We start from the raw sequence: 26,135 nt of genomic DNA on the forward strand, positions 1-26,135 counted from the left end.
ACTCCCCGCAAGCCGGAACTCGATTCCCAGTCCAACTCCCGGGGAGCAGTTCAGTCCCTCAGGGTTCCCCTCACGTACCACTACCCGGCTTCCGCTCCCGGGTCCGGGGCCTACGGCGACGTGCGCTCAGCGGCCGGGAACCCGCGCCGTCGCGCGAGCAGGACGACCGCCAGCACCGGCGCCATCAGCACCAGCACGGTCCACGGGAACGAACCGCTGCCGGCGACGTCGAGCAGCACCCCACCGACGACGCCGCCGGCCGCCATCGCCGCGTTCCACAGCGTCACGAGCATCGCTTGGACCGTGTCCGCGGACTCGCCGCCCGCGTCCCCGGCCGCGGTCTGCAGCAAGGTCGGCACCCCGCCCCAGCCGAGACCCCACAGCGCGGCGGCGGCGTAAACCAGCGCGGGTTCGGTCGCGAGCAGCGCCGCGGCGACCGCGACCAGCAGCGCGCTGAGGACCGTCAGCAACCGCAGCCGCCGGTGGATCTGCGCGCCGACGATCCAGATGCTCGCGATCGAAGCGAGGCCGAACGTCAGCAGGACCAGGTCGGTGTCGCCGCCCATGCCGAGGCCGGTGAGGAAGGTGGCGAGGTAGGCGTACAGCACGGTGTGCGCCAGCACGAACATCAGCGTGACGAACAGGACCGCCGCGACCCCGGGGATGCGCAGCGCGGGAAGCATTTTCGGACGCGCTCCCTCGGCCTGACCAGGGAAGTCGGGCACCGCCGCGCCGATCCAGGCCAGCAGCACCAGGGTGAGCACGGTCATGGCGAGGAACGCGGTACGCCAGCCGGTGAGCTGGCCGACGAACGTCCCGGCAGGCACGCCGAGGCACAGCGCGACCGGGATGCCGGCCATGGCGATCGCGATGGCACGACCCTGAAGAGCGGGCGCGACCAGGCGTCGGGCGTAACCGGCCAGCAGCGCCCACGCGAGACCAGCCGCGACGCCTGCGACGAACCGCGCGACCATCGTCAGGCTGTACTCCGACGACACGGCCGTGACGGTGTTGGCCACGGCGAATCCGCCCATCGCGGCCAGGAGCAACCGTTTGCGTCGCCAACCGGCGGTGATGGTGGACAGCGGGATCGCGGTCAGCACGGTGCCCAGCGCATAGACGGTGACGGTCTGGCCGGTCGCCGATTCGCTGACGTCGAGCGAGCCGCTCATCGCGGGCAGCAGCCCGGCGGGCAGAGTTTCGGTGAGGCTGGTGATGAACACCGCGGTGGCGAGGGACAGCAGCGCGAAAAGCGGAAGCCGCTGAGTCGGCGCGACGGCGGCTGAGGTGGGGCTCATGCGCCCACTGTGCGGACCGGGCCTTCGGGAATGCTTACGATCGACTGACGGTGACCTGCTGGCGCGACGGGAGCAAGGCGATGCGGTTCGGGGTGCTCGGCCCGCTCGCGGTGTGGGACGAGACAGGCGCGCTGGTCACCGTGCCGGAGGCGAAAGTGCGGACGCTCCTCGCGGCCCTGCTGGCCCACGACGGCGGCCCGGTCACCGCGGACCGGCTCGTCCAGGACCTCTGGGGTGACCGTCCGCCCGGCAAACCGGCCGGCGCGCTGCAGGCCAAGGTGTCGCAGCTGCGCCGGATCGTCGGCCGGGACGGCGTCGAACGGCAACCGGCGGGCTACCGGCTGCGGATCGGGCATTCCGATGCCATTCAGTTCCGCGACCTCGTCACCCAGGCTCGCGCGACGGCGAATCCCCGGGCCCGTGCGGAGCGATTCGCCGAAGCGCTGGGCCTGTGGCGCGGCGAGGCGTACGCCGACTTCGCCGACGAGGAGTTCGCGCGATCGGCCGCGCACCGGCTGGCCGAACTGCAGTTGGCCGCGGTGGAAGAGCAGGCTGCGGCGCAGGTCGAAGCAGGCGACTACTCCGCCGCGGACGATCTGACGGACGTCATCGCGCGAAATCCGCTCCGGGAAGGGTTGCGGGCGGCGCAGATGCGCGCGCTGTACCTGCGCGGACGGCAGAGCGAAGCCCTTGCCTCCTATGCGGATCTCCGCACTCGGCTCGCCGAGGAACTGGGCGTCGACCCGAGTCCGGAGCTGCGCGCGGTGTACGAATCGCTGCTCCGGCAGGATCCCGCGCTGGCTGCCGAACCGCGGGGGAATCTCCCCCGCCCGCTGACGCCGTTGATCGGTCGGGAGGAGGCGCTCAAGCAGCTCGCCGGACTGTCGGCGCGGCTGGTGACGTTGACGGGGCCGGGCGGAGTCGGCAAGTCCCGGCTGGCAGTGGGGCTTGTGAGTGCCTATGCCGGTTCCAACCGGGATAGGCACTCACGAGGCGAGTTTCCAGACGGCGTGTGGCTGGTCGAGTTCGCGGGCATCCGCGGCACCGCCGCCGACCTCGCCGAAGCAGTCGCCGCCGTGCTCGGAATCCGCGACTCGGTCGACTCCGCCTCCCCGACGCAACGACTCGCCACAGCCCTGCGCGACCGCCGGATGCTGCTCGTCCTGGACAACTGCGAGCACGTCGTCGAAGCCGCCGCCGAACTCGTCGAAGCACTCCTGCGCGGTACCCGTGACCTGCGCATACTTACCACCAGCCAGGAACCGCTCGGTCTGCCGGGCGAGTCTGTGTTCGAGGTAGCACCGCTGCCGCCCGCGGACGCCGTGCGGCTGTTCATCGAACGCGCCACCGCCTCCGCGCCGGATTTCGCGCGCGACCTCGACGCGATCACCGAAATCTGCCGCCGCCTGGACGGTCTCCCCCTCGCGCTGGAACTCGCGGCGACTCGCGTGCGCGGCCTGGGCGTGCGGGAACTGGCCGCCCGGCTCAACGACCGGTTCGCCGTCCTGACCCGAGGATCACGCGGCGCTCCGGCGCGGCAGCAAACGTTGCGCGCGGTGCTCGACTGGAGCTGGGAACTGCTCAGCGCACCCGAACGGACTGTCCTCAGCAGACTGGCCGTGCACCGGGACAGCTTCGATCTCGCCGCCGCCGAAGCCGTCTGTGCGGGAGACGTGTTCGACCTCGTGCTCCGGCTGGTCGACCGGTCGCTGGTCGCCGTCACGAACGGACCGGCCGGGGTTCGATACCGGCTGCTGGAATCCGTTGCCGCCTATGCCGTCGAACACCTGACGGACCCTGCCGCCACACGCGCACGACACCTGCGCCACTACCGGGAAATCGCCGAGAACGCGCAACTGCGGGGCGCTGGTCAACGAACTTGGCTCACCCGGCTGGACGTCGAAGCGGGCAACCTGCGCGCCGCCCTGGACGAAGCGATCTGCCGAGCGTCCGCCGAAGCGGTTCGGCTGGCGAAAGCGTTGTCCTGGTGGTGGCTGCTACGAGGCAGGCTCACCGAAGGCCGACGCATGCTGTCGGCCGTATTGCGGGTCGCCGCAACGGATCTGGAGCTAACCGTCCTCAATGGATCGTTCGCTTTGCTGACCGGCGAACAAGCCCCGCCCGATTCCCCGGACGGCGTTCGCGCGTTGTGGTTGCGTGCCTACAGTTTGTTCAGCGTCGGCGACATCACCGCCAGCTACGAGGTGAACGAGCGCGCCCTCGCCGCCGCTGGGGACGACGAGTGGGGCGTCGCCGCGGCGCTCGGCCTGCGCGCCATGCTCAGCCTGGTCCGCGGAGATCTCGCAGCACTCGGCCGGGACGGCCTGCGCAGCGCCGAACTCTTCCGCCGCCTCGGCGACCGGTGGGGCGAGATGCAGACCATCCCGCCGCTGGCCGCGCTAGCCGAAATCAAGGGCGACTACGCCGAAGCCGCCCGCCGCCAGCACGACGGACTCGCCATCGCGCGCGAACTGGACCTGCAAGCGGAAGTCTCCGCGAGACTGTCCGGTCTCGGCCGCCTGGCCCTGCTCGAACGCGACTGGCCGCGAGCCCGCGAACTGCACGAACAAGCCCTGCGCATCGCGTCCGACCACGGCTACACCTACGGCCGGATCCACGCCGAAATGGGCCTCGCGCTAGGCGCTCGCCGCTCCGGCGATCTCGACGCCGCCGAACACCGCCTGACCCGCCTCCGAGACGAATACCGCGACGTGTCCTCGGTGGCAGGGGATCACCTGCTGTACGCGGAACTCGGTTTCGTTGCCGAACTGCGAGGCGATTTGGTGCAGGCTCGGACGTACCACCTGCAGGGCTTGGAATACGCGCGGATGCTCGATGAGCCGCGTGCTTTCGCGCTGTCGCTGGAGGGTTTGGCGGGCACTTGTGCGCCGCAGTCCGCCGCGTTGCTGCTCGGCGCCGCCGATGCCGCGCGACGAACTGTCGACGCACCGCTGCCCGCCGCCGAGCGGGGTGATGTGGACCGAATTACTGAAGCGGCACAAGCGGTTCTCGGTTCCGGTTTCGTCGGTGTGTTCGAGAGTGGTGCACGGTTGTCCGTCGAGGAGGCAATGAGGATGGTGTCGTGAACGGGATGACGGTGACCGCGAGCAGCTCATCGGTACCATGGAACTGACGCGCTGATCGGCCGGGGAACCTCCCGATCAGCCAGTCTTGTCGCGACGCAGACGGCCAACAAGCTCACTAAACCTCGCTGCCGTCAGCCTGAATTCCTGTCTACATAGGACAATACGAAACGGAAGGCCCTGGCCGCCATCAGCACCAATGCCAGGAACTTATAATAAGGCTGTGATGCGGACGCGCTTCCGGCGTGTTTCCCCAGCTCAGCTGGCTCGATCCGGTTGAACGCACGTCGCTGTGGGACCCGGACCCGGGAGCCGAAGCCCGGGAGTGCTCCGTGAGGGGGCCCTTGAGGGAATCAGATTCCCTCAAGGGCCCCCTCACGGACTTCAAGACCCGGTCACATGGTGACAAATCGGGCATTCCGGTGCTATTGAAGTCCTTTGTGGACGATCGGCGGGCCGAGGTCACGCGGCTTAAGGTCCTGGCATTGGGAACCAGCATCCAGGACCTCCCGCCCACCAATCCACTACGGACGCACAGTAAGAACCAGCTTCCCCATAGCCTTCCGGTTCTCGATAGCCTCCAACGCCTCCCGCACCTCGGCCAGCGGATAGCTCCCGCCCAGCGGCGGCACGATCGCCCCGGCCGCCAGTTTCGGCAGCAGCTCCGTCCACTGCCCCTGCAAATACCCCGGCCGCGGCAGCGCATAAGCACCCCACCCGACGCCCACGACGTCCAAGTTGTTGAGCAGCAACCGGTTCACCTTCACCTCGGGGATCGACCCGCCGGTGAATCCGATGACCAGCATCCGGCCGTCCGGAGCCAGGCAGCGCAGCGAATCGGTGAACCGGTCCCCGCCGACGACGTCCGCGATCACGTCGACCCCGCGGCCGCCGGTCGACGCCTTCACCGCGTCCTTGAAACCGTCCGCCAGCACGTACTCGTCCGCCCCGGCCGCGACCGCCGCTTCGCCCTTCTCCGGCGTCGACACCACCCCGAGCACCTTGCCCGCGCCGAACGCCTTCGCGACCTGGATCACCGCCGTCCCGACCCCGCCGGCCGCGCCGTGCACCAGCACGGTCTCCCCGGCCGCCATCCGGCCGCGCCGGCACAGCGCGAAGTGCGCGGTCAGATAGTTGAACGGGATCGCCGCCGCCTGCTCGAAGCCCAGGTCGTCCGGAATCGGGAACACCGCGTCCGCCGCGCACGCGACCTGCCCGGCGAACCCGCCCAGGAACGGCAGCGCCGCGACCCGGTCCCCGGCCTTGACCGCCGCACCGTCCGGGGCCTCCGCGACGACCCCGGCGACCTCGGCGCCCGGGATGAACGGCAGCCCCGGCTTCACCTGGTACAGCCCGCGCGTCTGCAGCACGTCCGGGAACGACACCCCGGCCGCGTGCACGTCGATCAGCACCTGGTCGGCAGCACGCGCGGGCGAATCGACCTCGACTGCCGAAACCGTCGACGGGCCTTCGAGATCCTTGATGTGTACAGCTTTCATGCGTTTCTCCTGGTTCACAGCGCCGAGAGGATGTCGTTGACCCGGTCCTTGGCGTCGCCGAACAGCATCGCCGAGTTCTCCCGGAAGAACAGCGGGTTCTGCACGCCCGCGTAGCCGGAAGCCATGGAGCGCTTGAACACGATCACGTTCTCCGCTTCCCACACCGTCAGCACCGGCATGCCCGCGATCGGGCTGCCCGGGTCTTCGGCGGCCGCGGGGTTGACGGTGTCGTTGGCGCCGATCACCAGCACCACGTCGGTGTCGGAGAAATCGTCGTTGATCTCGTCCAGTTCCAGCACGATGTCGTACGGGACCTTCGCCTCGGCGAGAAGGACGTTCATGTGGCCGGGGAGGCGTCCGGCGACCGGGTGGATGCCGAAGCGGACCTCGATGCCCTTGTCCCGCAGCTTCCGGGTCAGCTCCGCCACGCCGTACTGCGCCTGCGCGACCGCCATCCCGTAGCCCGGCGTGATGATCACCCGCGACGCACCGGTGAGCAGTTCCGCCGCGCCTTCCGCGGTGATTTCCCGGTGCTCGCCGTAATCCTTGTCCCCGGACGGCCCGGCCTCGATCCCGAACCCGCCCGCGATGACGGAGATGAACGACCGGTTCATCGCCTTGCACATGATGTAGGACAGGTACGCACCGGAGGAGCCCACCAAAGCGCCGGTGATGATCAGCAGGTCGTTCTCCAGCAGGAAGCCCGACGCCGCCGCGGCCCAGCCCGAATACGAGTTCAGCATGGACACAACCACCGGCATGTCCCCGCCGCCGATCGACGCCACCAGATGCCACCCCAGCGCCAGCGCCAGCACAGTGACCACGACCAGCAGCCACAGGTGCGGGCTGACCACGAACCACGCGGTGAACGCCACGAACAGGACGAGCGCGCCGAGATTCAGGAAGTTCTTGCCGGGCAGCATCAACGGCGCGGACTTCATCTTCGCCGACAGCTTCAGGTTCGCCACGATCGACCCGGTGAACGTCACCGCGCCGATGAACACGCCGATGAACACCTCGGCGTGGTGAATCCCCAGCGTGCCCAGAGAATCCAAATGCGCCGCTTCCCCGCCGGACGGGTCCGATTCCACTTGCAGGTACCCGTTCCAGCCCACCAGCACCGCGGCTAGACCGACGAACGAATGCAGCAGGGCGATCAGCTCGGGCATCCCGGTCATCTCGACCACCGCGGCCCGGCGCAACCCAATCCCCGCCCCGATCACCATCGCGATGATCATCAACGCGATGGAGGTGCCGGTGATGTCCCCGGACACCGCTTGGGCGATGGTCGCGATCAACGCGACGATCATCCCGGCGATGCCGAAATAGTTACCGACTCGCGCGGTTTCGTGCCGGGAAAGCCCGGCCAGCGCGAGAATGAACAACAGCCCGGCCACGATGTAGGCGGCCTGGCTCGCAGTGTGCACAGTCATCTGAAGAAGGCCTCTCGGGTCAGCTGCGGGAGAACATGGCGAGCATCCGGCGCGTCACCGCGAACCCGCCGAAAATGTTGATCGTCGCCAGCAATGTCGCCACCGCCGCCAGCACGACGACCACCGTGTTTCCGCTGACCAGATTCAGCAGCGCGCCCACGACGATGATCCCGGAAATCGCGTTCGTCACCGACATCAACGGCGTGTGCAGCGCGTGATGCACATGCCCGATCACGTAATAGCCGATCACGATCGCCAGCGCGAACACCGTCAGATGCGGCAGCAACGCCGCCGGGGCCAACGCCGCCAGCAGCAGGAACACCGCCGCGATCCCCAGCACCACACCGAGCCGGCGGCCCGAGGACATCGGCTCCTTCTTCGGCTCTTCCTTCTTCTCCGCGGCCGCCGCGGGTTTCTGCGGTGCGGCAGAGACTTGCACCGGCGGTGGCGGCCACGTCAGCTCGCCGCCCTTCACCACCGTGATCGACCGGACCACCACGTCCTCGAAGTCCACGACCAGCTGGCCGTCCTTCTCCGGCGTCATCAGCTTCATCAGGTTCACCAAGTTGGTGCCGTACAGCTGCGACGCCTGCGCCGGAAGCCGACCGGCGAGATCCGTGTAGCCGAGAATCGTCACGCCGTTGTCGGTGACGATCTTCTCGCCCGCGACCGAGCCCTCGACGTTGCCGCCGTTCGCCGCGGCCATGTCCACAATGACCGAACCGGCCTTCATCGAGGCGACCATCTCGCCGCTGATGATCCGCGGCGCCGGACGGCCCGGGATCAACGCCGTCGTGACGATGATGTCTGCCTCGCGGCACTGCGTCGCGTACAGCTCAGCCTCGCGCGCCTTGTAGTCGTCGCCCATTTCCTTCGCGTAGCCCGTGGCGGAGACTTCGGCGTTCGGGTCCTCGATGGACAGGTACTCCCCGCCGAGGCTCTTCACCTGGTCGGCGACTTCCGGGCGCGGGTCCGTCGCCCGCACGATCGCCCCGAGGCTTCCGGCCGCGCCGATCGCCGCCAGCCCGGCGACCCCGGCGCCGACGACCAGGACCTTGGCCGGGTTCACCTTGCCCGCCGCGGTCACCTGACCGGTGAAGAACCGCCCGAACGTGTGCGCCGCCTCCACCACCGCGCGGTAGCCGGCGATGTTCGCCATCGAGGACAGCACGTCCAGCGACTGCGCCCGGCTGATCCGCGGCACCGCGTCCATCGCCAACGCCGTGATCGGCCGCTTCGCCAGATCCTCCACCAGCTCCGGATGCAGCGCCGGAGCCAGCAGGCTCACCACCGCCGCTCCCGGCTTCACCGCGTCCAACTGCTCGGAAGAGGGAGCGTTCACCCCGAACACGATGTCCGCGTCCGCGATCGACCCGGACGTCGCGCCCGCGTCCGCATAGGCCTCGTCGAAGAACCCGGACGCCAGCCCGGCGCCCGGCTCCACCGTCACGTCATAGCCCAGCCCGCGCAGCTTGCCCACCGTCTCCGGGGTCGCCGCGACGCGCGTCTCCCCCGGTTGTGCCTCCCTGAGCACCCCGATCAGCATGCTGTCTCCTTCCCGCTCGTTCGCGGAAGATCCGCCGGCCGGGCCTGACGGCGTTTTGGGTCGCCACCTGGTCCGACTTCGCCCGCTTCAGGTACAGATGCGCTGGATACTCCCATGCCGTCCAGCCTCCGGCAGCCAACCGGAGGCCCTTTTTCGACAGCAAGTGCGACGAGATCACGGTCATAGCCCTGGGCTGTCGCGGCACCGGTTGTCCGAGCCGCTCCCCCGCGTCGCGGCGACCTCCGGGCGCGGCCGAGCCGGAAACCGCCGACTACCCGCCTGAACCGCTCCCCGCCCCTCCCGCCGGTTCCTGCCTTCGCCGCCCGCCGCCGCGTCGCGGCCGGGATCGCGGAATCGATCGCCTGATCGATCACGACGTCCACAGTGATGTCCGCCACTTGACAACCGCCGTTTCCGGGTCGGCGACTCAATGGCGCAACCCGCTGCTCCGCTCGGAGCCAGCCGTCGCGTACCGGGTCAGCATGGCCGCCAGCTCGTCCTCGAACACGGGCAGATCGAGCGGCTCCGGCCCGGCGATCATCTTGTGCACGAGCAGTTCCACCGTGTTCACGATGATCCGCGCCGCCATGTCCACATTGGACACTTCCGGCTCGAGCAGACCGCGCACATACGCGACCCGCTCCTCCTCGTACCGCGCGACCTGCTCCAGCAACTCCGCCGAGCGCGGGGCTTGTTCGGCCAGCACGCGCAACAGCTGCGGATCGTCGAGGTGATTCTGGATCGCGACGTGCACGAGTTCGCGGAGCGCACCGTCCAGCGAGTCCGGCGGCCCAGCGGTTTCCCGGTGGCGGCGCAGGGTTTCCGCGCCGGCGTCGAGATGCTGAGACGCCAACGCGACGAGGATGGCGTCTTTGTTCGGGTAGTACTGATACAGCGACCCGATCGACACCCGCGCCCGCTCCGCGATGCGATTCGTGGTGCCCGCGGCGTACCCCATCTCAGCGAAAATCTGCGCGGCCGCCGTGAGGATCCGCTGCCGGGTCAGTTCGCCGCGCACCTGCTGCGGCTCCTTGCGCGGTTGCAGGCGCTTTCCGGGCATCGCGGGCCTCCTCCGGGGTGAGCTTTTGCTCATAATAGGCCGGTGAGCAGGGTTGATGCCGGTCTTTCCGCAGTTTCCCGAGCAATGGGACAACGAGTGCGGTGAACGCGCGGGGCGTCCCGCTGCCCACGTGAGCCCCCGCCGCGCACGGACGAACCCAGCCAGATTCCGCGGCGCGGCTCACCGACCAGATGAATCCCAGCCCGCTCGACCGGCGCGTTCCGGCGAACCAGACCCCCTGTTCAGGGAGACCTTCCGGCTCCTCCAGCCACTCCGCCCGCTTTGTCTTGTCGAATCGCCGCTCCCCGGCCCGCCCCTCGGCGAGAGACGGGCCGAGGCGCGATCAGCGGCCGAGGCCGGGCAGCGGCGCCGTCCCTTCCTCGCGCACCGCGTCCAGCGCACGCGGGTCCAGGTTCAGCAGTCGCAGGATCGTAGGCGCGATCTGGGTCGTCTCGACCGCCGCCGGAATCCGCACCCCGTGCCCGCCGCTGACCACCAGCGGAACCGCGCGGTCGTCGGCGGCCGCGCCGCCGTGTTCGGCGATTTTCGAGTGGCCGCCGGTGTACACGACGCCGTGCTGGGCGATGCCGACCAGGTCCGGCACCCGCGGGTCGCCTGGGCGCACCTGGAAGTAGCGAGCAGCGTCGGCTCCGGCGTAGGCGGTCGTCAGGCCCGCGTGCGCGAACGGTTTCGCCGCGCCGGTGCTGTCGTTTCCGGTGCCGGACTGGGCCAGCAGGTACTGCCGCGCGAACTCGGCGGCCGACGGCGAGTGGTCGGTGAACCACAGCAGCATCGCGTCGTCGTCGGTCGATTGGGCGACCAGATCGGGCGCGCCGGGGTGCGCGGACCGCCAGGCGGCGTTCAGGCCGGCGAGCAACGGGGCGTCGTCGATGCGGGTCAGCGCGTTCGGGTCGATCGGCGACTGGCCGTGTTTCGCGGAGAGGAGCACGGTCGTCGAGCGCTCGAGGTGCCGGTTTCGCAGTTCGGCGGCGAACGCGCCGACCTGCCGGTCGACGAAGTCCAAAGCGGATCGCAGCACCGGGCCCGGGGTTCCGTCCGGGCGGTATCCGCCGGGCTGGCCGCCGGAGAGCCGAAGCTTCTGCGCGGTCGAAACGGACTGGAAGTTCATGCCGAACACCCCGGGCGTGCCCGCGCGAGTCTGTCCACTGTGGTCAAAGCCGTCGATCTCGTTCAGGACGGCCTTGGCCTTGTAGCCGTCATAACGCTGAGTCGCCGAGTTGTCCTTCGTCCAGTCGCTGGCACTGGGCGCCTTGCTGTTGATCTCCGGCGTGAAGAGGTCGTCGATGCCGCTACCCGACGGACCGTTGAGCATTTCGTACGCCGGGTGCTTGTCCGACCAAGCGGTGCGCAACCCGGCCTGCCGCGCGACCTCGAACACAGTGTTCACTCGAAGATATTGGTGCGGGTAAACAGGTTTGCACGTCTTCGGGTCGACGGGCAACGCGGCCGGGTTGATCAGCGAACGCGGATTTCCGGTCATCGCGAGCACGCCGTCCGGCAGGTTCGGCAGGCCTTGCCCGGCGTCGATGGCACCTTGATTGCGGTCCAGGTCCTCCGTGTAATCCACTGTGGACCCGGGTTTGACACCGGCGCAGGACGTCGTGCCCGCCGGGAGCAGAGCCCGGTTGTAGGTGGCGTCGTAGTAGATCCCGGTGCTCGCGGGGTTGCCGCCGGTCACCTGCCCGACCATGCCGGGGAACGAATCCGACGGCACCGGCGTGTTCGCGTGCGCGTATTCGGTGCCGTGCGCCGCGAGCGCGGCCAGCGCGGACCCGGGATGAGTGCGCGTGTACCAGTCCAGGTCCGACTGGTGGAGACCGTCGACCGAAAGCAGCAGCACATGCTCGGTGCGCCCCGGAGCGGCCAGCGCGGGCACGGCCGCCGCGACAGTACCGGCCGCCGCCATCGCCACCACGACACGCCAACGAATTCTCGACACAGGAGTCCTCCTAGTCCCTGCCGCCCGACACGGCGACCGGCGTATTCCAGGCCGCGCACAAAGACAAGGGAAAACCGCCGGAGAAACACAAGATGAACGCTCTCGCCCGGCGCGGAACAGATTTCCGCAGCGGGAAGAAACCCGTTCTCAGGCGCAGCGGACGCAATTCGCCTGATTCGTTCATCAGCGCGGATACCCGGCAGCCGTCCGCCGGAGTGCTTGCGTCTTGCCAGCACTTGTGGTCCACTGAAAGTGCTTGCAGATCGAAACCACTACGAAGGGACCGGTCATGATCCGTCGAGTGCTCGCCCAGTGCACCGTCTCCGACCTCGCGCGGGCCGAGGCCTGGTACGCGGCCCTGTTCGACCGCGCCCCGGACGCCCGGCCGATGCCCGGCCTGCTCGAATGGCACCTCGGCGACACTTTCGGACTGCAGGTGTGGTCCGAACCCGACCGGGCCGGACGGTCGACGGTCGTCCTCGAGGAAACGGACCTCGACGCGGCCGCCGCCCACGCGACAAAGGCCGGAGCCACCCACGACGGCCCGCAACCCGGCGGCGGCGCGCGCATCCTGCCGCTCACCGACCCGGACGGAAACCGCGTGGTTTTCACCGGGAAGTGAGCTACGACGGCGAGCAATTTCGGCGGTCTTCGCGAGAACAGGGTCATTCCGGGCCGGAACGGCACAATTCCCGGTGATACGTCCGCCGAAAGGCCCCGCGCGACACCGAGGCTCGCGCGACGAGCGGCCGCAACCGCCGCCCGCACCCCTGCGCCCAGCCGCCAAAGACCGCACAGCGTCGCGGGCCGGAAGGCTCGCTCGCCGAGCGGTCGCTCTGCCGAAGACCGTGATCCCCGGCCGGGTTGACCCGCTGCCCCGAACCGGCCTAGTCTCGCGACTAGAGCGATCACTCTAGTCGCGAGATCCGAGGGAGGGTCCGATGCCGCGCGTGGAGCTGTCCGCCGGGCCGATCGAGTACGCCGACACCGGCGGGATCGGCCCGGCGCTGGTGTTCGGGCACGGGTTTCCGATGTCCGGCACGCAATGGCGCAAGGTCGTCCCGCTGCTGACCGGCTACCGCTGCGTCCTGCCGACCCTGCCGCTCGGCGCCCACCGCGCGCCGATGCGGCCCGGCGCCGATCTCACGCAGTTCGGCGTCGCCCGGCTGCTCGGCGAATTCCTCGCCGCGCTCGACCTCCACGACGCGACAATCGTGCTCAACGACTGGGGCGGCGGCCAATTCCTCGTCGCCGACGGGATGGCGCCGGCCGAGCACGTCGCCCGGGTCGGACGGCTCGCGCTCGTCGCCTGCGAGGCCTTCGACAACTTCCCGCCCAAACCCGCGCGCCCGGCCGTCGCCCTGCTCCGGCTCCCGGGCGGGCCGTGGCTGCACGCCCAAGTCACCCGGACGTCGTTCTACCGGCACGCCAAATCCGCGTACGGCGGAATGTGCGAAAGCCGCATCCCGGACGACATTCTCGACGGCTGGTTCACCCCGGCCTTGCGGGACAAGGACATCCGCCGGGACCTGGTCAAGTTCGCCACCGGAACCCCGCCCCGGCGCGAACTGCTCGCGTGGACCGAGCGGCTGCGGACGTTCGACCGGCCCGTCCTGGTCGTCTGGGCGGGCCAGGACCGGATGATGCCTGCCGACCACGGGCGGCGGCTCGCCGAACTCTTCCCGGACGGCCGACTGGTCGAGATTCCGGACAGCGGCACGCTGATCCCGGAAGACCAGCCGGAACGATTGGCCAAGGAATTGACCGCGTTCCTCACCGAAACCGGAGCACCGCCCGAAACGACGGAATAGAGTCTCAGGCCGGAACGGTCAACGGAAACCGCACCCCAGTAAGCTCCTCGGACACCGTCCACAAGCGACGCGCGACCTCCTCGTCCCGAGCTTTCGCCGACCGCCCGACGAGTTTTGGCGCACCGCGGTTCTGCAAGAATCCGCGCGGCCCCGCGAAGCTGTTGCCGGGGACATCCGCCAACGCAGCGTAAAGCGTCGGCCGCGCCCCCTCCTCCGAAGTCTGCGCCAGCAGCCGAGTAGCGGCTTTGACCAGCGGCGACAACACCGGCGTCTCGCCCTTCAGCAGGTTCGTCGCCGCCGTCCCGGGATGCGCCGCGGTCGCCAGCACCGGCGACCCGACTTCGGCGAGCCGCCGCTGAAGCTCCGCTGTGAACAACAGGTTCGCGAGTTTCGACTGCCCGTAAGCCGCCGCCGCCCGGTACCGTTTGCGTTCCCAGTTCAGGTCGCCGAAATCGATGGAACCGACCCGGTGCCCGTTCGACGAAACCGTCACCACCCGGCCGCGGATCCGCGGCAACAGCAGGTTCGTGAGCGCGAAATGGCCGAGATGGTTGGTCCCGAACTGCGATTCGAACCCGTCCGCGGTGCGCGCCAGCGGCGGGATCATGATGCCCGCGTTGTTGATCAGCAGGTCGATCGGCTCGGTGAACTCCGCGCCGAACGCGCGGACCGACGCCAGGTCGGCGAGGTCCAGCTGCCGGACTTCGACGGCGCCGGGCAGTTCCGAAGCAGCCTCGCGGCCGCTGCGCAGGTTGCGCACCGCGAGCACCACCCGCGCGCCCTTGGCTGCCAGCGCCGCGGCTGTCGCGCGGCCTAATCCGCTGTTCGCACCGGTGATCACGGCGGTGCGGCCGGTCTGGTTTTCCGCTAGTAAGTCCATGCCCCCAAAGTAGGCACCGGCAACAATGTTGTCAACGGAAACATACTGCTAGACTGACCGGGTGCCCGACCAGTCCGACGACCGTCCCTATCACCACGGCAGCCTCCGCACCGCCTTGCTCGACGCGGCCGAACGCGGGTTGCGCGCGCACGGAGCCGATCGGCTGTCGTTGCGCGACCTCGCCAGGGAGATCGGCGTCAGCCACGCCGCGCCGCGTCGGCATTTCCCGGATCGGCAGGCGTTGCTCGACGCTCTCGCCGAAGCCGGATTCGCGCGGCTGGACAACGCGTTGCGCTCGGCGTTGAAGACCGCGGACGACTTTCCAGGGCGCGTGCGCGCGGCGGCCACGGCGTACACCCGCTTCGCCACCGAAAACTCGGCGCTGCTCGAACTGATGTACACCAGCAAGCACCGCCCCGGGGCGTCGCGGATCGTGCAGGCCGCCGAAGCGCCGTTCGGGCTGATGAACGACCTGATCGCCGAGGGCCAGGAGCAGGGCGCGCTGCAGGACGGGCCGACGCAGCGGATCGGGGTCGTGTTGTTCGCGACGCTGCAAGGAATCGCGACCCTCGGCAACGGCAACCTCGTTCCGCCGGAATTGCTCGACGGGCTCGTCGAGACCGCCGTCGAACAGTTCCTGCGCGGCGCTCGTCCATAACAAAACCGGTCGGCCACGCGAATGCGGCGCCCGATTGGATACCGTGGGCGGCATGGCTGACCAACGACCGCTCGGCTTGCGAGAACGCAAGAAGCTCGACACGCGCAAAGCGCTGAGCGACGCCGCCGTGGCGCTGATGTACGAGAGAGGTCCAGACAACGTTGTCCGCGAGGACATCGCGGAGCGCGCCGGGGTGTCCCTGCGGACCTTCAGCAACTACTTCGCCACGAAATACGACGCGGTCGCCTACCGGCAGGAGCACCGGATCCGGCTCAGCGCGGAACTGCTGCGGGAGCGTCCGGCGCACGAGCCGCTGTGGACCGCGCTCGCCGAAGCGCTCATCGAACCGCTGCGCGCCGACGGAGTGCCCTACGGCCAGCCCGCATCCGAGCAGCTCAGCGCGGTGCAAGCGTGGAGCGCGACGCCGGAGATGCGCACCGCCCTGGCACGGGTGGAGACCGGCGATCTGGTCAAGGCGATCGCTGAGCGCACCGGAACACGAGTCGGCGAACTGTATCCGCAACTGGTGTCCGACGTCGCGATCGCGGCGATGACCACCGTGCTGAACCGGTTCCTGGACGAGAGTCTGGAGATGACGGTGCCGGCGACGCTGCGACAGGCGTTCGCCTCGATTTCCCTGGGCCTCCCGCCGCGGTGATCAGCGCCGCGACGCCGCGGGCAGCGAGTTTTCCCGTCCGTGGGCGCGGAATTCCGCCCGCAACGCGTCTCGATCCGCCGCGGTGAGCGGCCGGTACGGGCTGGTCCGGCTCGGCGCGTACCAGACCCGGTCGTCCTCCCAGCCCTGCGCGCGCAACGGAGCCTTGTCGATCTTGCCGCTGCCGGTGACCGGGGCCTCGTCGATGATCCGCACGAACGTCGGTCGCCATTTCGTACCGAGATCCGGTTGTGCGGCAAGGAATTCGTCGAAGTCTTCCGGATCGAACACGGCATCCTCAGCGAGAATGACCGACGCCATCAGCAGGTCTCCGGTCTTCGGATCGGGCACGCCGTAGCAGTGCGCCACCGCGAACGCCGGGCAGCGGCCCAGAATCCGCTCGACCGGGGCGGTGCCGAAGTTCTCGCCGTCGACGCGGAGCCAGTCCGCGGCCCGGCCGGCGAAGTACAGGTAGCCGTCGCGGTCGCGGTAGCCGAGGTCGCCGGTCCAGAAGTCCTCGCCGCCGAACTTCAGCCGTTCGGCCATCGCGGCGGGATGCCGGTAGTAGCCCTCGAACGTTTTCCCGCGTCCCACCGCGACGATCTCGCCGGTCGCCTCCTCGGCGTTCAGCAGCAGGCCGTTCTCGTCGAATTCCGCGAGCGGGCATTCCCGGTTGTCCTGGTCGCGGATTTCCGCGCGCATTCCGGGCGCGGGGCGGCCCAGCGCGTTCGGCGGCGCGTCTGGTTCCGGCACGATGCGAAGCCCGCCTTCGCTGGAACCGTAGCCTTCCCGCACTTCGCAGCCGAATCGGCGGCGGAACTCGGCGGATTCGCCCGGCGCGGCTTCCGACCCGAAGGCGACCTCCAGCCGGTTGTCGGCGTCGGTCGGCTGCTCCGGCTGCGCGACGACGTAGCTGAGCACGCGGCCGACGTAGTTGAAGTAGGTCACGCCGTGCGCGCGGAGATCCGGGATGAACCGCGACGCGGAGAATTTCCGGACCAGCACGATCGTCGCGCCGACCTTCGCCGCGTCGGCGAGGTTCATCATGATCGCGTGGCCGTGGAACATCGGCAGGCACAGGTAGGTGACCGAATCGCGGTGCAGCGAGACGCGTTCGGCCAGCGCGTCGGTCAACCGGCCGAGACGTCCGTTGCTGCAGATCACCGCCTTCGGCGTGCCGGTGGAGCCGGAGCTGAACAGCAGCAGGAAGGTCGCCGCCGGGTCCGGCAGCGACGCGGGCACCTCCGCGCCCGCGTGCGCGGCCAGCAGGTCCTGGTACTCCGCCGATTCCACGTCGAGGACACGGCGGACAGTCGGCAGCTCAAGGCTCGCGACCTCCTCGCCGTACAACGGTTCGGTGACCAGCACGTCGACGTCCGTGTGGCTGATGTCCGCCGCCAGCTCCACGCCGCGTCGAGTGGAGTTGATGCCGACCAGGACGTCGCCGGTCACCGCGGCGGCGAGGATCCAGAACACGAAATCCGGCAGGTTCTGCAACAGGACCCCGACGTGCCGCTGTGTCCGGCCGGGCCCCGCCTCGAAGGTGCGCAGCAGCGAAGCCCGCACCGCGGCCTCCTGGACGACCTCACCCCACGTCCAGCTTCGGCCCTCGAACCGCAGCCCCTCGTGCGAGTCCCCGCGCCGGGACCGGACGACTTCCGCGAAGGTCTCCATCAGCGGTCCGCCGCGAGCACGATCGCGGAATGCGGCACCGGGGACCCGCCGGTGACGAGCACGTGCTCCAACGATTTCGCGGGCTGGTTGACCGAGCTGCCGCGAATCAGCCGGACGCCCTCGGCGATCCCGTTGACCCCGTGGATGTAGCCCTCCCCCAACTGGCCGCCGTGCGTGTTGACCGGCAGCCGTCCGTCGAGTTCGAGCGCTCCGCTGGCGATGAAGTCCTTCGCTTCGCCGCGGCCGCAAAATCCGTATTCCTCCAGCTGCAGCAACACCATCGGCGTGAAAGCGTCGTACAGAATCGCGGCGTCGATCCCTTCCGGACCCACGCCCGATTGCGCCCACAACTGCTCGGCGACCAGCCGCACCTCGGGCATTTCGTCGATGTCGTCCCGATAGTAGCTGCTCATCGAAATCTGTTGCGGCCCAACGCCTTGCGCCGCGCCAGCGATCACCGCGGGCGGATGCGGCAGATCGCGCGCCCGCTCCGCGCTCACGATCACCAGCGCTTGCCCGCCGTCGCTTTCCTGACAGCAGTCGAGCAACCGCAACGGATCGGCGATCATCCGCGACGACTGGTGGTCTTCGATCGTTATCGGGCGCCCGTGAAACCACGCTCGCGGGTTCACCGCCGCGTGTTTGCGGGAGAGCACCGAAACGCGGCCGAAGTCCTCGCTCGTCGCCCCGTATTTGTGCATGTACCGCCGTGCCAGAAAGGCTTCCTGCTGCGCGGGAGTGAGCAGGCCGTACGGGTTGATCCAGTTCCGGTATTCCTGATCGGTATTCGCGGTGTAGGCGAACGGCGGCGGCCCGGCCCCGAAGCGGTGCCCGGAACGCTCGTTGAAGGCCCGGTACACCACGACGACGTCCGCGACCCCGGAGCTGACGGCGAGCGCCGCCTGCTGCACCGGCGCGCACGCCCCGCCGCCGCCGTGCGGGATGCGGCTGAAGAACTTCAGCCGCGGGATCCCCAATGCCCGCGCGACCGCGATCTCCGGGTTGGTTTCCATGGTGAACAGGGCGAATCCGTCGACTTCCTCGACCGGGATCTGCGCGTCGGCGAGCGCCGCGAGGACGCATTCGCAGGCGAGTTGCCATTCGCTGCGCCCGGAATTCTTGCTGAACTCGGTCGCGCCGATCCCGGCGATCGCCGCCTGCCTGGCAAAGCTCATGCCGACACCTCCACAAGGAGTTGCACGCTAGTCGATCGGGAGGTGTCAGCATGAATATCGATGATTCGCTTGCAAGCTGCGCTCATGCCGCCACCGTCACTCGAGCCGACACATGCACACCGCGTTCGTGACTTCCGGTGACCTTGATCGTCGCCGATCCGTCCACGACTTCGATGACCTCGCCGACGAAAGCGAGCGTGTCACCCGGAAACAGCGGCAGTCCGAGCCGCAGCGAGACTTTGCGGATCCGGGTCGCCGGGCCGCAGACGTCGGTGACGTAGCGGTCGATGAATCCGTTGGTGGCGTTGATGCTGATGAAGACGTCCGGCATCCCGCGTTCGGCCGCCTTGCCCGGATCGTGGTGCACGTCCTCGAAATCCTGCGACGCGATCGCGGTCGCGACGATCGTGGTGCGGTCGAACGGGATCGCCAGCTCCGGCAGGCGGTCCCCGAGAGCCAGGGTCATCGGGTGTGCTCCTTCGGGTCTCGCGGCCGCAGCTGCGGGAGGATTTCGCCGTGCGCGTGCTCGCTGAAGCCGACCCGCAGCGGCAGGCCCACTTCGAGCCGGTCGTGGTCGACCCCGGCGATGTCGGCCACCAGCCGGATGCCCTCCTCCAGATCGGCCAGGCCGACGGCGAGCGGGTAGTCGAACGCGGGGTCCTTCGGGTGATACAGCACCGTCCAGCTGTGCAATACCGCGCGCCCGCTGGCGACGACCGTGTCCCACGCGAAGCTGCGGCACACCGGACACGCCGGGCCGGGCGGATGCCGGAGCGCGCCGCAGTCGGTGCAGCGCTGGATTTCCAGCCGTCCCTCGCGGGCGGCGGCGAAGAAGAACTGGTTGTCCTGGGTGATCGTGAGCCGCGGGACCGCGGTGTGCTCCCCCATCACGCGCTCCGCTCGGCCGGGCGGAACCGCAGGATGCGGAAGCGTTCGTCGACCAGCAGCTCGCCCGCTTCGTCCAGGTAGTGCTTGCGCAGCGTGACGAAATGGCCGTACCCGAGCGCGGTGCGTTTGCCCTCCGAGACCGCTTCGATGGTGAAATGGCAGGTCACGTGCGTGCCCGGGGTGATCTCGCGGACGTACTCCTGCTCGACGTCGGTGGCCACCACCGAGGTGTAGCCGGCCGCGTCGAGCACGCTCATCAGCCGCGAGTACGCGAAGTCCTCCACCGCGCCCTCGCGGCGCAGCTCCTGGATCTCGCGGTAGCGCCGGTACCCGGCCATGATCCAGGTCGAGCACATCGCGGGCGGCGCGATCACGCCGGGGCGGCCGGTCGCTTTCGCCGCGGCCTCGTCGACGTACACCGGGTTGCGGTCGCCGACCGCCTCGACCCAGTTGCGGATCATCGCCTCGTTCACCGCGTACCGGGCCACCCGCGGCGGCTCGGCCTGCTGGCCGGTGAACTCGGCGAAGTCCGTCCGGAGACCGGTCATCACCCCTCCTTGAACAAGCGTTTGGCAGGACGTTAGGAGCGCGCGGGAGGGCGGGCAAGCGAGAGTCCCGGTGGGCGGACGGCCCGTGAGCGTCTATGCCACAGGGGACGCCAGAAGCGACGAAATACCCGCTTCCTAACCCTGCGACTGCGTGCTGACGTCCGCGAGGGGAACCCTGGGGACTCAGAGTGCCTGAGGGACTCAGAGCCAATGCCAGGAACTCAAGCCGCGCGACCCCGGTCCGCTGACCGTCCACAAAAGACGCCAACAGCACCGGAATGCCCGCTTTTGTCACCATGCGACTGTGTCTTGAAGTACGTGAGGGGAACCCTGAGGGACTCACAGTCCCTCAGGGTTCCCCTCACGGACCACTGGCCCCGCTGAGAACCGGCGCTGCCGCTCACGAGCCCCTACTCCCACCGCACCAGCCGCCGGACCACCTTCCCCGTCGCGTTGCGCGGCAACGGATCCCGGGTCAGGAACCAAGCCGTCGGAATCTTGTACCGGGCCAGCCGGTCGGCGAGATAGCCGCGCAGGCCGTCAGCGTCCACTTCGGACTCAGCGCGAAGCACGACCTTCGCGGCGACGATCTGGCCGTAATCCGGATCCGGCTGACCCGCGACAATGCACTCGGCGACACCGGGATGTCCGGCGAGCTGCTCTTCCACCTCAGCCGGATAGATGTTCTCCGCCCCGCGCAGGATCAGGTCGCTGCGCCTGCTCAGCACGGTCAGCGCACCGTCACGCAGCTGGCCGAGATCACCGGTCCGGAACCAGCCGTCCTCGGTGAACGCGGCTGTCGTCGCGGCCGGGTCGTTGAAGTAACCGAGCATCACTTGCGGGCCGCGAAGGTAGATCTCGCCGTCGGTGCCGTCCGGGACCGGGCGGCCTTCGGTGTCGCGGATCTGCACTTCCATGTTCGGCACGGGACGGCCCGCGGTGTCCGGGTCGGCGAGGAGTTCGGCCGGAGTCGCGAGGGTGGCCGCGGTGGACGACTCGGTGAGGCCGTAGTTGGTGCTGAGCGACGAGGCCGCGCCGGGCAGCGCGTGTCGCAGCTGGTCTTTCAGTTCGGCGGTCGACGGCGCGCTGCTGACCGAGACCGTCTTGAGCGTGCTGAGGTCGTAGCCGGACAGATCGGCTTCGACCAGGCGGGAGAGCATCGTCGGGACCGCGCCCCAGTTGGTGATCCGCTCGGTCTGGACGAGGTCCAGCACCCGGTGGATGTCGAATTTCCCTTGGTGCAGCACGGCGGTGTCGCCCACGGCGAGCCGCACGACGGCGAGGTTGTGCAGGGCGGCGATGTGGAACAGCGGCGTGGCCAGCAGGAACCGCCGGTCCCGCGCCGGACGGCCGAATTCCGCCGCGAGCGCGTCGTTGAACAGGTGGAACCAGACCGCGGCGAGCACGTTGCGGTGCGAATGCGTCGCGCCCTTCGGATGCCCGGAAGTGCCGCTGGTGAAGAGGATGACGGCCGGGTCGTCCTCGTCGACCGGCTCCGGTTTCAGCTCGGCGCCTTCGTGGCGGCCGAGGAGCTCCCGGTACCGCGGGCTGCCGATTTCCAGCACCGGATACCCGTCCGCGACCAGCGGTTTCCGCGCCGCGTCGGTCAGCACGACCTTCGGCGCGGTCAGGTCGAGGCCGTGCGCGACCTCCGGCGCGGCCCACATCGAGTTCATCCCGACCGCGATCGCGCCGAGCGACACCGCCGCCCAGAATCCGACAATCCACTCCGGACAGTTCGCCGCGCACAACGCGACCCGGTCCCCGCGTCCGACGCCGTATTCGGTCCGCAGCACCGCGGCCAGCGCGGCGACCTCGTCGTAGTGCTGGGCGAAGGTGCGCCGGCTGTCCACAGTGACCAGATACTCGCGGTCGCCGAACTCGCGCGAGGCCGTCAGCAACTCGGTCAGGCTCCGATGCCGCCGCGCGAACACCCGGGCCGGGCGGCCCGCGACCGGTTCCGGCCGGATCTCAAACCTCGCGCCCGGCGCGGTCAGCCGCGCGATGATGTCGTCCCGATCGGTCATCGGTCGCCTCCCGTAGTGATCATCGGATCGTCAGCTGTCCGCCGTCGACGTTCCAGCACTGCCCGGTCACCCAGCCCGCCTCGGCACTGGCCAGGAACACCGCCGCCGCCGCGATGTCGGCCGGCTCGCCCGCCCGGCGCAACGGCACCCGCGCGCGAACGTACTCGGCCCACGAATCCGGGTCCACGTCGTCCAGCCTGCTCGTGCCGACGACGCCGGGGCACAGCGCGTTCACCCGGATCCCGTGCCCGCCCAGCTCTTTGGCCGTCGAAGAGGTCAGCGACTGCAGCGCGGCTTTCGACGCGGAGTAGGCCGCCGATCCCGCGCCGGACAGCTTCCCGCCGATCGAGGAAATGTTCACGAACACCCCGCCGTCGCCCTGTTCGACCAGCCGCCTGCCGAACGCGCGGGTCATCAGGAACGGCCCGCGCAGATTGACCTCGATGACCCGGTCCCAGGTCTCGACGTCGAGGTCGAGCACCGGCACGCGATCCGGCCCGCGCGCGGCCGCGGCGTTGTTGACGACGATGTCCACGCGGCCGAAGGCGTCCAGCACGGCGGCCAGCAGACGGTCGACCTGCGCCGGGTCGGCGACGTCGCTCACCACCGGCAACGCCTGGCCGCCGAGCTGGCGGATCTCGTCCGCCACGGACTGGATGTCCTGCCAGCCCGCCGCCCGCTCTTCCGGCGGGAACCTCTCGGGTGCGCGGCCGCTGCCGGTCACCACGACCGCACAACCGGCCCGCGCCAGCTCGACCGCGATCGACCGGCCGATCGACCGCATCCGGCCCGCACCGGTCACCACCGCGACCTTGCCGTCGAAACCGCTCAGCCGATACATCTCAGAGCCGTTCCACGATCGCCGCGGTCGCCTGGGCCCCGCCGGCACAGATCGCCACCAAACCGAGCGTCTGGTCGCGGCGCTCCAGTTCGTCCACGATCTCCGCCAGCAGCCGGATCCCGGTCGCGCCGACCGGATGGCCGATCGCGATGGCGCCGCCGTTGACGTTCAGCCGGTCCTCGTCGACGCCGAGCGTGCGGGCGAACGACAGCGGAACCGACGCGAACGCCTCGTTGACCTCGAACAGATCGATGTCCGCGACGGTCATCCCGGCCCGGCCCAGGACGCGTTCGGCGGCGCGGATCGGCCCGTCCAGCAGGTACTCCGGCTCCGCGCCGACGATGGTCTGCGCGACCAGCCGCGCGCGCGGGCGCAGTCCGAAGGTCTGGTCGGCGTCGACCAGCAGCGCCGCCGACGCGCCGTCGGAGATCTGGGAGGCCGTGCCCGCGGTGTGCAGGCCTTCTTCCTTGATGGGGGCGAGTCCGGCGAGGGCTTCGGCACTGGTTTCGCGCAGGCCCTGGTCGCGGTCGAACTGGCCGTCCTCGAGCGGGACCGGCAGGATCGACCGGCCGAATCGGCCCTCGTCCCAGGCGCGGCGGGCACGTCGCTGCGAGCGGAGGCCGAACGCGTCCAGGTCCGCGCGGGTGAGCCCGCGACGGGCGGCGATCCGGTCGGCGGCCTCGTACTGGGCGGGGAGGTCGACCTTCCAGGACTCCGGCCGCGGACGGCCCGCGTCGCCGAGGTTGCTCAGCAGCGGCACCCGGCTCATCGACTCGACCCCGCACGCCATGCCGACGTCCACCAGCCCGGCCGCGATCTGCGCGGCGATCAGGTGCACAGCCTGTTGCGCGGAGCCGCATTGCGCGTCGATGGTGGTGGTCGCGGTCTCGTCCGGGAGCCCGGCATGCAGCCAGGCGAAGCGGCCGACGTTGTTGGACTGCTCCCCGGCCTGCGTGACGCATCCGGCGACGACGTCGGTGACGAGCGCCGGATCGATGCCGGCGCGGTCGAGGATGCCGCGCTGCACGTGGCCGAGGAGTTCGACCGCGTGGATGCCGGACAGTGCGCCGCGGCGCTTTCCGAACGGGGTCCGGATCGCGTCCACGATGACGGGAGTGCCCATCACGCACCTCCTGAAGTCGTGCGGGCCCAGGCGTCGGTGAGGACTGCCGCGTCGTCGCGTTCGGGGCAGGTCACGCGTAGGGCCAGCTCATTTTCCTGTTGCCACAACGAAATCCTCAGGGTCTCACCGGGAATTACCGGGCCGGCGAAGCGTGCTCCCAGTTCGCGGAGCCTCGACGGGTGGCCGTCGAGGAGGTGGTCGACGACGGCTTTGGCGACCAGGCCGTAGGACGCCAGTCCGTGCAGGATCGGCGCGGCGAAGCCTGCTGCGGCGGCGAATTCCGGGTCGGCGTGGAGCGGGTTGAGGTCGCCGTTCAACCGGTAGAGCAGGGCCTGGTCGGCGGTGGTGGCGACGTCCAGCACGTGCGTCGGGTCGCCTTCCGGTTTCTTCGGCCCGGCAGCGGTGCCTGCGTCGCCGCCGAAACCGCCTTCGCCGCGGGCCCAGACGGACATCTTCGAGGTCCACAGTGGACCGTCGGCGTCCGCGACCTCGTGGGCCAGCACGATGACCGCCGCCCGGCCCTTGTCCTGGATTTCCGCGATCCGCGTGGTCCGTTCCGCCGAGCCGGACGTCGGCAGTCGGTCGCGGTGGAGCGTGACTACCTGTCCGGCGTGCAGCAGCTTCGCGAGATCGACGTCTACGCCCGGCAGCGTCAAACCCTCCGCCGGAATGTCTCCGGCGGAAATGCCTTGTCCGGCAACGAGAGCGAAGGTCGGGAGGACTTCCAGGTCTCGTTCGTAGCCGTACCGGAGCGTGGTGCCGGAGCCGAGGGAAAGGTGGTACAGCAGCACGTCCCGGGTGGTCCAGGCGAGCTGGCGGGTGCGCGGCGGGGCGTTGAGCGCCTTGTCGAGATCGATGGGCACGTGATCCTCCTAAGCCGGCGCGCCGATCGGGGGTGCGGACGGGAGCCGCTCCCCGAGTTCGGCGGCGAGCGCGTCGGCGGTGCCGAGGGTGAAGGCGACCTGGCGGCCCCAGAGGAAGTAGCGGTGGATCGGGTAGTCGACGTCCGCGCCGATGCCGCCGTGCAGATGCTGGGTCGCGTGCACGACCCGCAGTCCCCCGCGCGACGCCCACCATTTGGCCACCAGCGCGGCGATTTCCGCCTCGTCCTCGCGGCCCTCGTCCAGCAGCCAGGCGGCGCGTTGGGTGCAGACGCGGATCGCCTCGGTGTCGAGGTAGGCGTCCGCGGCCCGCACAGCGACAGCTTGATTTGTCGACAGTGGACGTCCGAATTGGACTCGCTCCGAAGTGTACTTCGCGGTGGTCGCCAACGCTTGGGCACACACGCCGACGCTGACCGCCGCCAGCGCGACCCGGAGTCGGCGCAGTGTCCACTGCAGAGCGTCGCCGCCGGACACCAGGATGTCCGCTGCGGCGACCCTTGTTTTGGCGAAGACGACCGACGCGTGACTTTCGCGGCTGGTGACTTCGACGGGGGTCACGCTGAGGTTGACCGTCGGGACGAGTACTAAATGGACTTGATCGTCTTCCTTGACCGGAACCAAGACCAGGTCGGCCTGCGCGCCAGCGGGAACCGACACTACTTCGCCGGTGAGTTCCAGTTCGTCGCCGCGCCGGGTCGCGGTGACCGAGACTGTGTCGTCGAACGCGCCGACCAGCAGCGTCGAACCGTCCAGCACGCGCGGCAGGATCCGGTTCCGCTGATCCGCTGAGCCGAACTGGGCGACCGGCAGCACACCGCCCGCGATCACGTTCCACAACGGAACCGGCGCGACGTGTCGGCCCGCTTCTTCGAGCAGCACGGCCAGGCCGGACATCCCCAGCCCGGCCCCGCCGTCCCTCTCGGACAGGCAGATGCCGAGAAGGTCCGCTTCGGCGAGCACCCGCCAGAGGTCGGCGTCGAAGCCGCCCTGCTTCTCGACGGCCACCACCCGGTCGACGGTCGCGCGGTCGGCGAAGATTTTGGCGGCCAGCTCGCGGACCGCGCCCAGGTCGTCGTTGAGGTCGAAATCCAT

At 69.4% G+C, this 26,135-nt stretch carries 22 protein-coding genes; 5 read left to right on the forward strand and 17 right to left on the reverse strand.

Annotated elements, in window-relative coordinates:
- Positions 1 to 110: 110 nt before the first annotated feature.
- Entirely contained in the window at positions 111 to 1,298 is a 1,188-nt protein-coding gene (locus ACFORO_RS00740) for an MFS transporter (protein ID WP_377873922.1), read from the reverse strand.
- 50 nt (positions 1,299 to 1,348) lie between these two features.
- Between ACFORO_RS00740 and ACFORO_RS00745 the strand changes: the two genes are divergently transcribed.
- Positions 1,349 to 4,384: a BTAD domain-containing putative transcriptional regulator gene (locus ACFORO_RS00745; RefSeq protein WP_377873923.1), complete on the forward strand. Its 3,036-nt coding sequence runs from the start codon at positions 1,349 to 1,351 to the stop codon at positions 4,382 to 4,384.
- 521 nt (positions 4,385 to 4,905) lie between these two features.
- Here the strand turns inward: ACFORO_RS00745 and ACFORO_RS00750 are convergent.
- The 5 genes from ACFORO_RS00750 to ACFORO_RS00770 all read right to left on the reverse strand — a co-directional run bounded on the left by ACFORO_RS00750 (position 4,906) and on the right by ACFORO_RS00770 (position 11,846).
- On the reverse strand, positions 4,906 to 5,880 hold the full coding sequence (locus ACFORO_RS00750; protein ID WP_377873924.1) for an NADPH:quinone oxidoreductase family protein: 975 nt from the start codon (positions 5,878 to 5,880) through the stop codon (positions 4,906 to 4,908).
- A 14-nt stretch (positions 5,881 to 5,894) separates the two neighbouring features.
- Positions 5,895 to 7,313, reverse strand: a complete 1,419-nt coding sequence (gene pntB / locus ACFORO_RS00755) for a Re/Si-specific NAD(P)(+) transhydrogenase subunit beta (protein WP_354749599.1) — start codon at positions 7,311 to 7,313, stop codon at positions 5,895 to 5,897.
- 19 nt (positions 7,314 to 7,332) lie between these two features.
- Positions 7,333 to 8,859 (reverse strand): Re/Si-specific NAD(P)(+) transhydrogenase subunit alpha, encoded by a 1,527-nt coding sequence (locus tag ACFORO_RS00760; RefSeq protein ID WP_377873925.1) that lies wholly within the window; start codon positions 8,857 to 8,859, stop codon positions 7,333 to 7,335.
- A 427-nt stretch (positions 8,860 to 9,286) separates the two neighbouring features.
- Positions 9,287 to 9,919 carry a TetR/AcrR family transcriptional regulator gene (locus ACFORO_RS00765; RefSeq protein WP_377873926.1) on the reverse strand — a complete coding sequence of 211 codons (633 nt, stop codon included), beginning with the start codon at positions 9,917 to 9,919 and terminating at the stop codon, positions 9,287 to 9,289.
- Between the two features lie 343 nt (positions 9,920 to 10,262).
- Positions 10,263 to 11,846: an alkaline phosphatase family protein gene (locus ACFORO_RS00770; RefSeq protein ID WP_377896480.1), complete on the reverse strand. Its 1,584-nt coding sequence runs from the start codon at positions 11,844 to 11,846 to the stop codon at positions 10,263 to 10,265.
- Positions 11,847 to 12,168: 322 nt separating this feature from the next.
- Between ACFORO_RS00770 and ACFORO_RS00775 the strand changes: the two genes are divergently transcribed.
- Together ACFORO_RS00775 and ACFORO_RS00780 are read left to right on the forward strand one after the other, a co-directional pair.
- Positions 12,169 to 12,501, forward strand: a complete 333-nt coding sequence (locus tag ACFORO_RS00775) for a VOC family protein (RefSeq protein ID WP_377873927.1) — start codon at positions 12,169 to 12,171, stop codon at positions 12,499 to 12,501.
- 319 nt (positions 12,502 to 12,820) lie between these two features.
- Positions 12,821 to 13,690 (forward strand): alpha/beta fold hydrolase, encoded by an 870-nt coding sequence (locus tag ACFORO_RS00780; protein ID WP_377873928.1) that lies wholly within the window; start codon positions 12,821 to 12,823, stop codon positions 13,688 to 13,690.
- A 4-nt stretch (positions 13,691 to 13,694) separates the two neighbouring features.
- Here ACFORO_RS00780 and ACFORO_RS00785 read toward each other — a convergent pair whose 3' ends face one another.
- Positions 13,695 to 14,570, reverse strand: coding sequence for an oxidoreductase (locus ACFORO_RS00785; protein ID WP_377873929.1), 876 nt, complete (start codon positions 14,568 to 14,570; stop codon positions 13,695 to 13,697).
- A gap of 61 nt (positions 14,571 to 14,631) precedes the next feature.
- Here ACFORO_RS00785 and ACFORO_RS00790 point away from each other — a divergent pair, with 61 nt between their 5' ends.
- Together ACFORO_RS00790 and ACFORO_RS00795 are read left to right on the forward strand one after the other, a co-directional pair.
- Entirely contained in the window at positions 14,632 to 15,228 is a 597-nt protein-coding gene (locus ACFORO_RS00790) for a TetR/AcrR family transcriptional regulator (RefSeq protein WP_354749610.1), read from the forward strand.
- Positions 15,229 to 15,280: 52 nt separating this feature from the next.
- On the forward strand, positions 15,281 to 15,886 hold the full coding sequence (locus tag ACFORO_RS00795) for a TetR family transcriptional regulator (protein ID WP_377873930.1): 606 nt from the start codon (positions 15,281 to 15,283) through the stop codon (positions 15,884 to 15,886).
- Here ACFORO_RS00795 and ACFORO_RS00800 read toward each other — a convergent pair whose 3' ends face one another.
- The 10 genes from ACFORO_RS00800 to ACFORO_RS00845 all read right to left on the reverse strand — a co-directional run bounded on the left by ACFORO_RS00800 (position 15,887) and on the right by ACFORO_RS00845 (position 26,135).
- Entirely contained in the window at positions 15,887 to 17,557 is a 1,671-nt protein-coding gene (locus tag ACFORO_RS00800) for an AMP-binding protein (RefSeq protein ID WP_377873931.1), read from the reverse strand.
- Complete coding sequence (locus ACFORO_RS00805; RefSeq protein WP_377873932.1) at positions 17,557 to 18,732, reverse strand: lipid-transfer protein; 1,176 nt, start codon at positions 18,730 to 18,732, stop codon at positions 17,557 to 17,559. Before ACFORO_RS00805 ends, ACFORO_RS00800 begins: the two co-directional genes overlap by 1 nt.
- An 82-nt stretch (positions 18,733 to 18,814) precedes the next feature.
- Positions 18,815 to 19,198: an acyl dehydratase gene (locus tag ACFORO_RS00810; protein WP_377873933.1), complete on the reverse strand. Its 384-nt coding sequence runs from the start codon at positions 19,196 to 19,198 to the stop codon at positions 18,815 to 18,817.
- Positions 19,195 to 19,620 (reverse strand): Zn-ribbon domain-containing OB-fold protein, encoded by a 426-nt coding sequence (locus tag ACFORO_RS00815; protein WP_377873934.1) that lies wholly within the window; start codon positions 19,618 to 19,620, stop codon positions 19,195 to 19,197. Before ACFORO_RS00815 ends, ACFORO_RS00810 begins: the two co-directional genes overlap by 4 nt.
- Positions 19,620 to 20,168 carry an FAS1-like dehydratase domain-containing protein gene (locus ACFORO_RS00820; protein ID WP_354749621.1) on the reverse strand — a complete coding sequence of 183 codons (549 nt, stop codon included), beginning with the start codon at positions 20,166 to 20,168 and terminating at the stop codon, positions 19,620 to 19,622. Before ACFORO_RS00820 ends, ACFORO_RS00815 begins: the two co-directional genes overlap by 1 nt.
- Before the next feature lie 410 nt (positions 20,169 to 20,578).
- Complete coding sequence (locus ACFORO_RS00825; RefSeq protein WP_377873935.1) at positions 20,579 to 22,195, reverse strand: class I adenylate-forming enzyme family protein; 1,617 nt, start codon at positions 22,193 to 22,195, stop codon at positions 20,579 to 20,581.
- Positions 22,196 to 22,214: 19 nt separating this feature from the next.
- The gene (locus ACFORO_RS00830; RefSeq protein WP_377873936.1) at positions 22,215 to 23,036 is read right to left on the reverse strand and encodes an SDR family NAD(P)-dependent oxidoreductase; all 822 of its coding nucleotides are present in this window, start codon (positions 23,034 to 23,036) and stop codon (positions 22,215 to 22,217) included.
- 1 nt (position 23,037) lies between these two features.
- Positions 23,038 to 24,159: a steroid 3-ketoacyl-CoA thiolase gene (locus ACFORO_RS00835; RefSeq protein WP_377873937.1), complete on the reverse strand. Its 1,122-nt coding sequence runs from the start codon at positions 24,157 to 24,159 to the stop codon at positions 23,038 to 23,040.
- Positions 24,159 to 25,022, reverse strand: coding sequence for a MaoC family dehydratase (locus tag ACFORO_RS00840; RefSeq protein ID WP_377873938.1), 864 nt, complete (start codon positions 25,020 to 25,022; stop codon positions 24,159 to 24,161). Before ACFORO_RS00840 ends, ACFORO_RS00835 begins: the two co-directional genes overlap by 1 nt.
- A gap of 9 nt (positions 25,023 to 25,031) precedes the next feature.
- On the reverse strand, positions 25,032 to 26,135 hold the full coding sequence (locus ACFORO_RS00845; protein ID WP_377873939.1) for an acyl-CoA dehydrogenase family protein: 1,104 nt from the start codon (positions 26,133 to 26,135) through the stop codon (positions 25,032 to 25,034).

Source organism: Amycolatopsis halotolerans (genome assembly GCF_042647905.1).
Classification (GTDB): domain Bacteria; phylum Actinomycetota; class Actinomycetes; order Mycobacteriales; family Pseudonocardiaceae; genus Amycolatopsis; species Amycolatopsis halotolerans.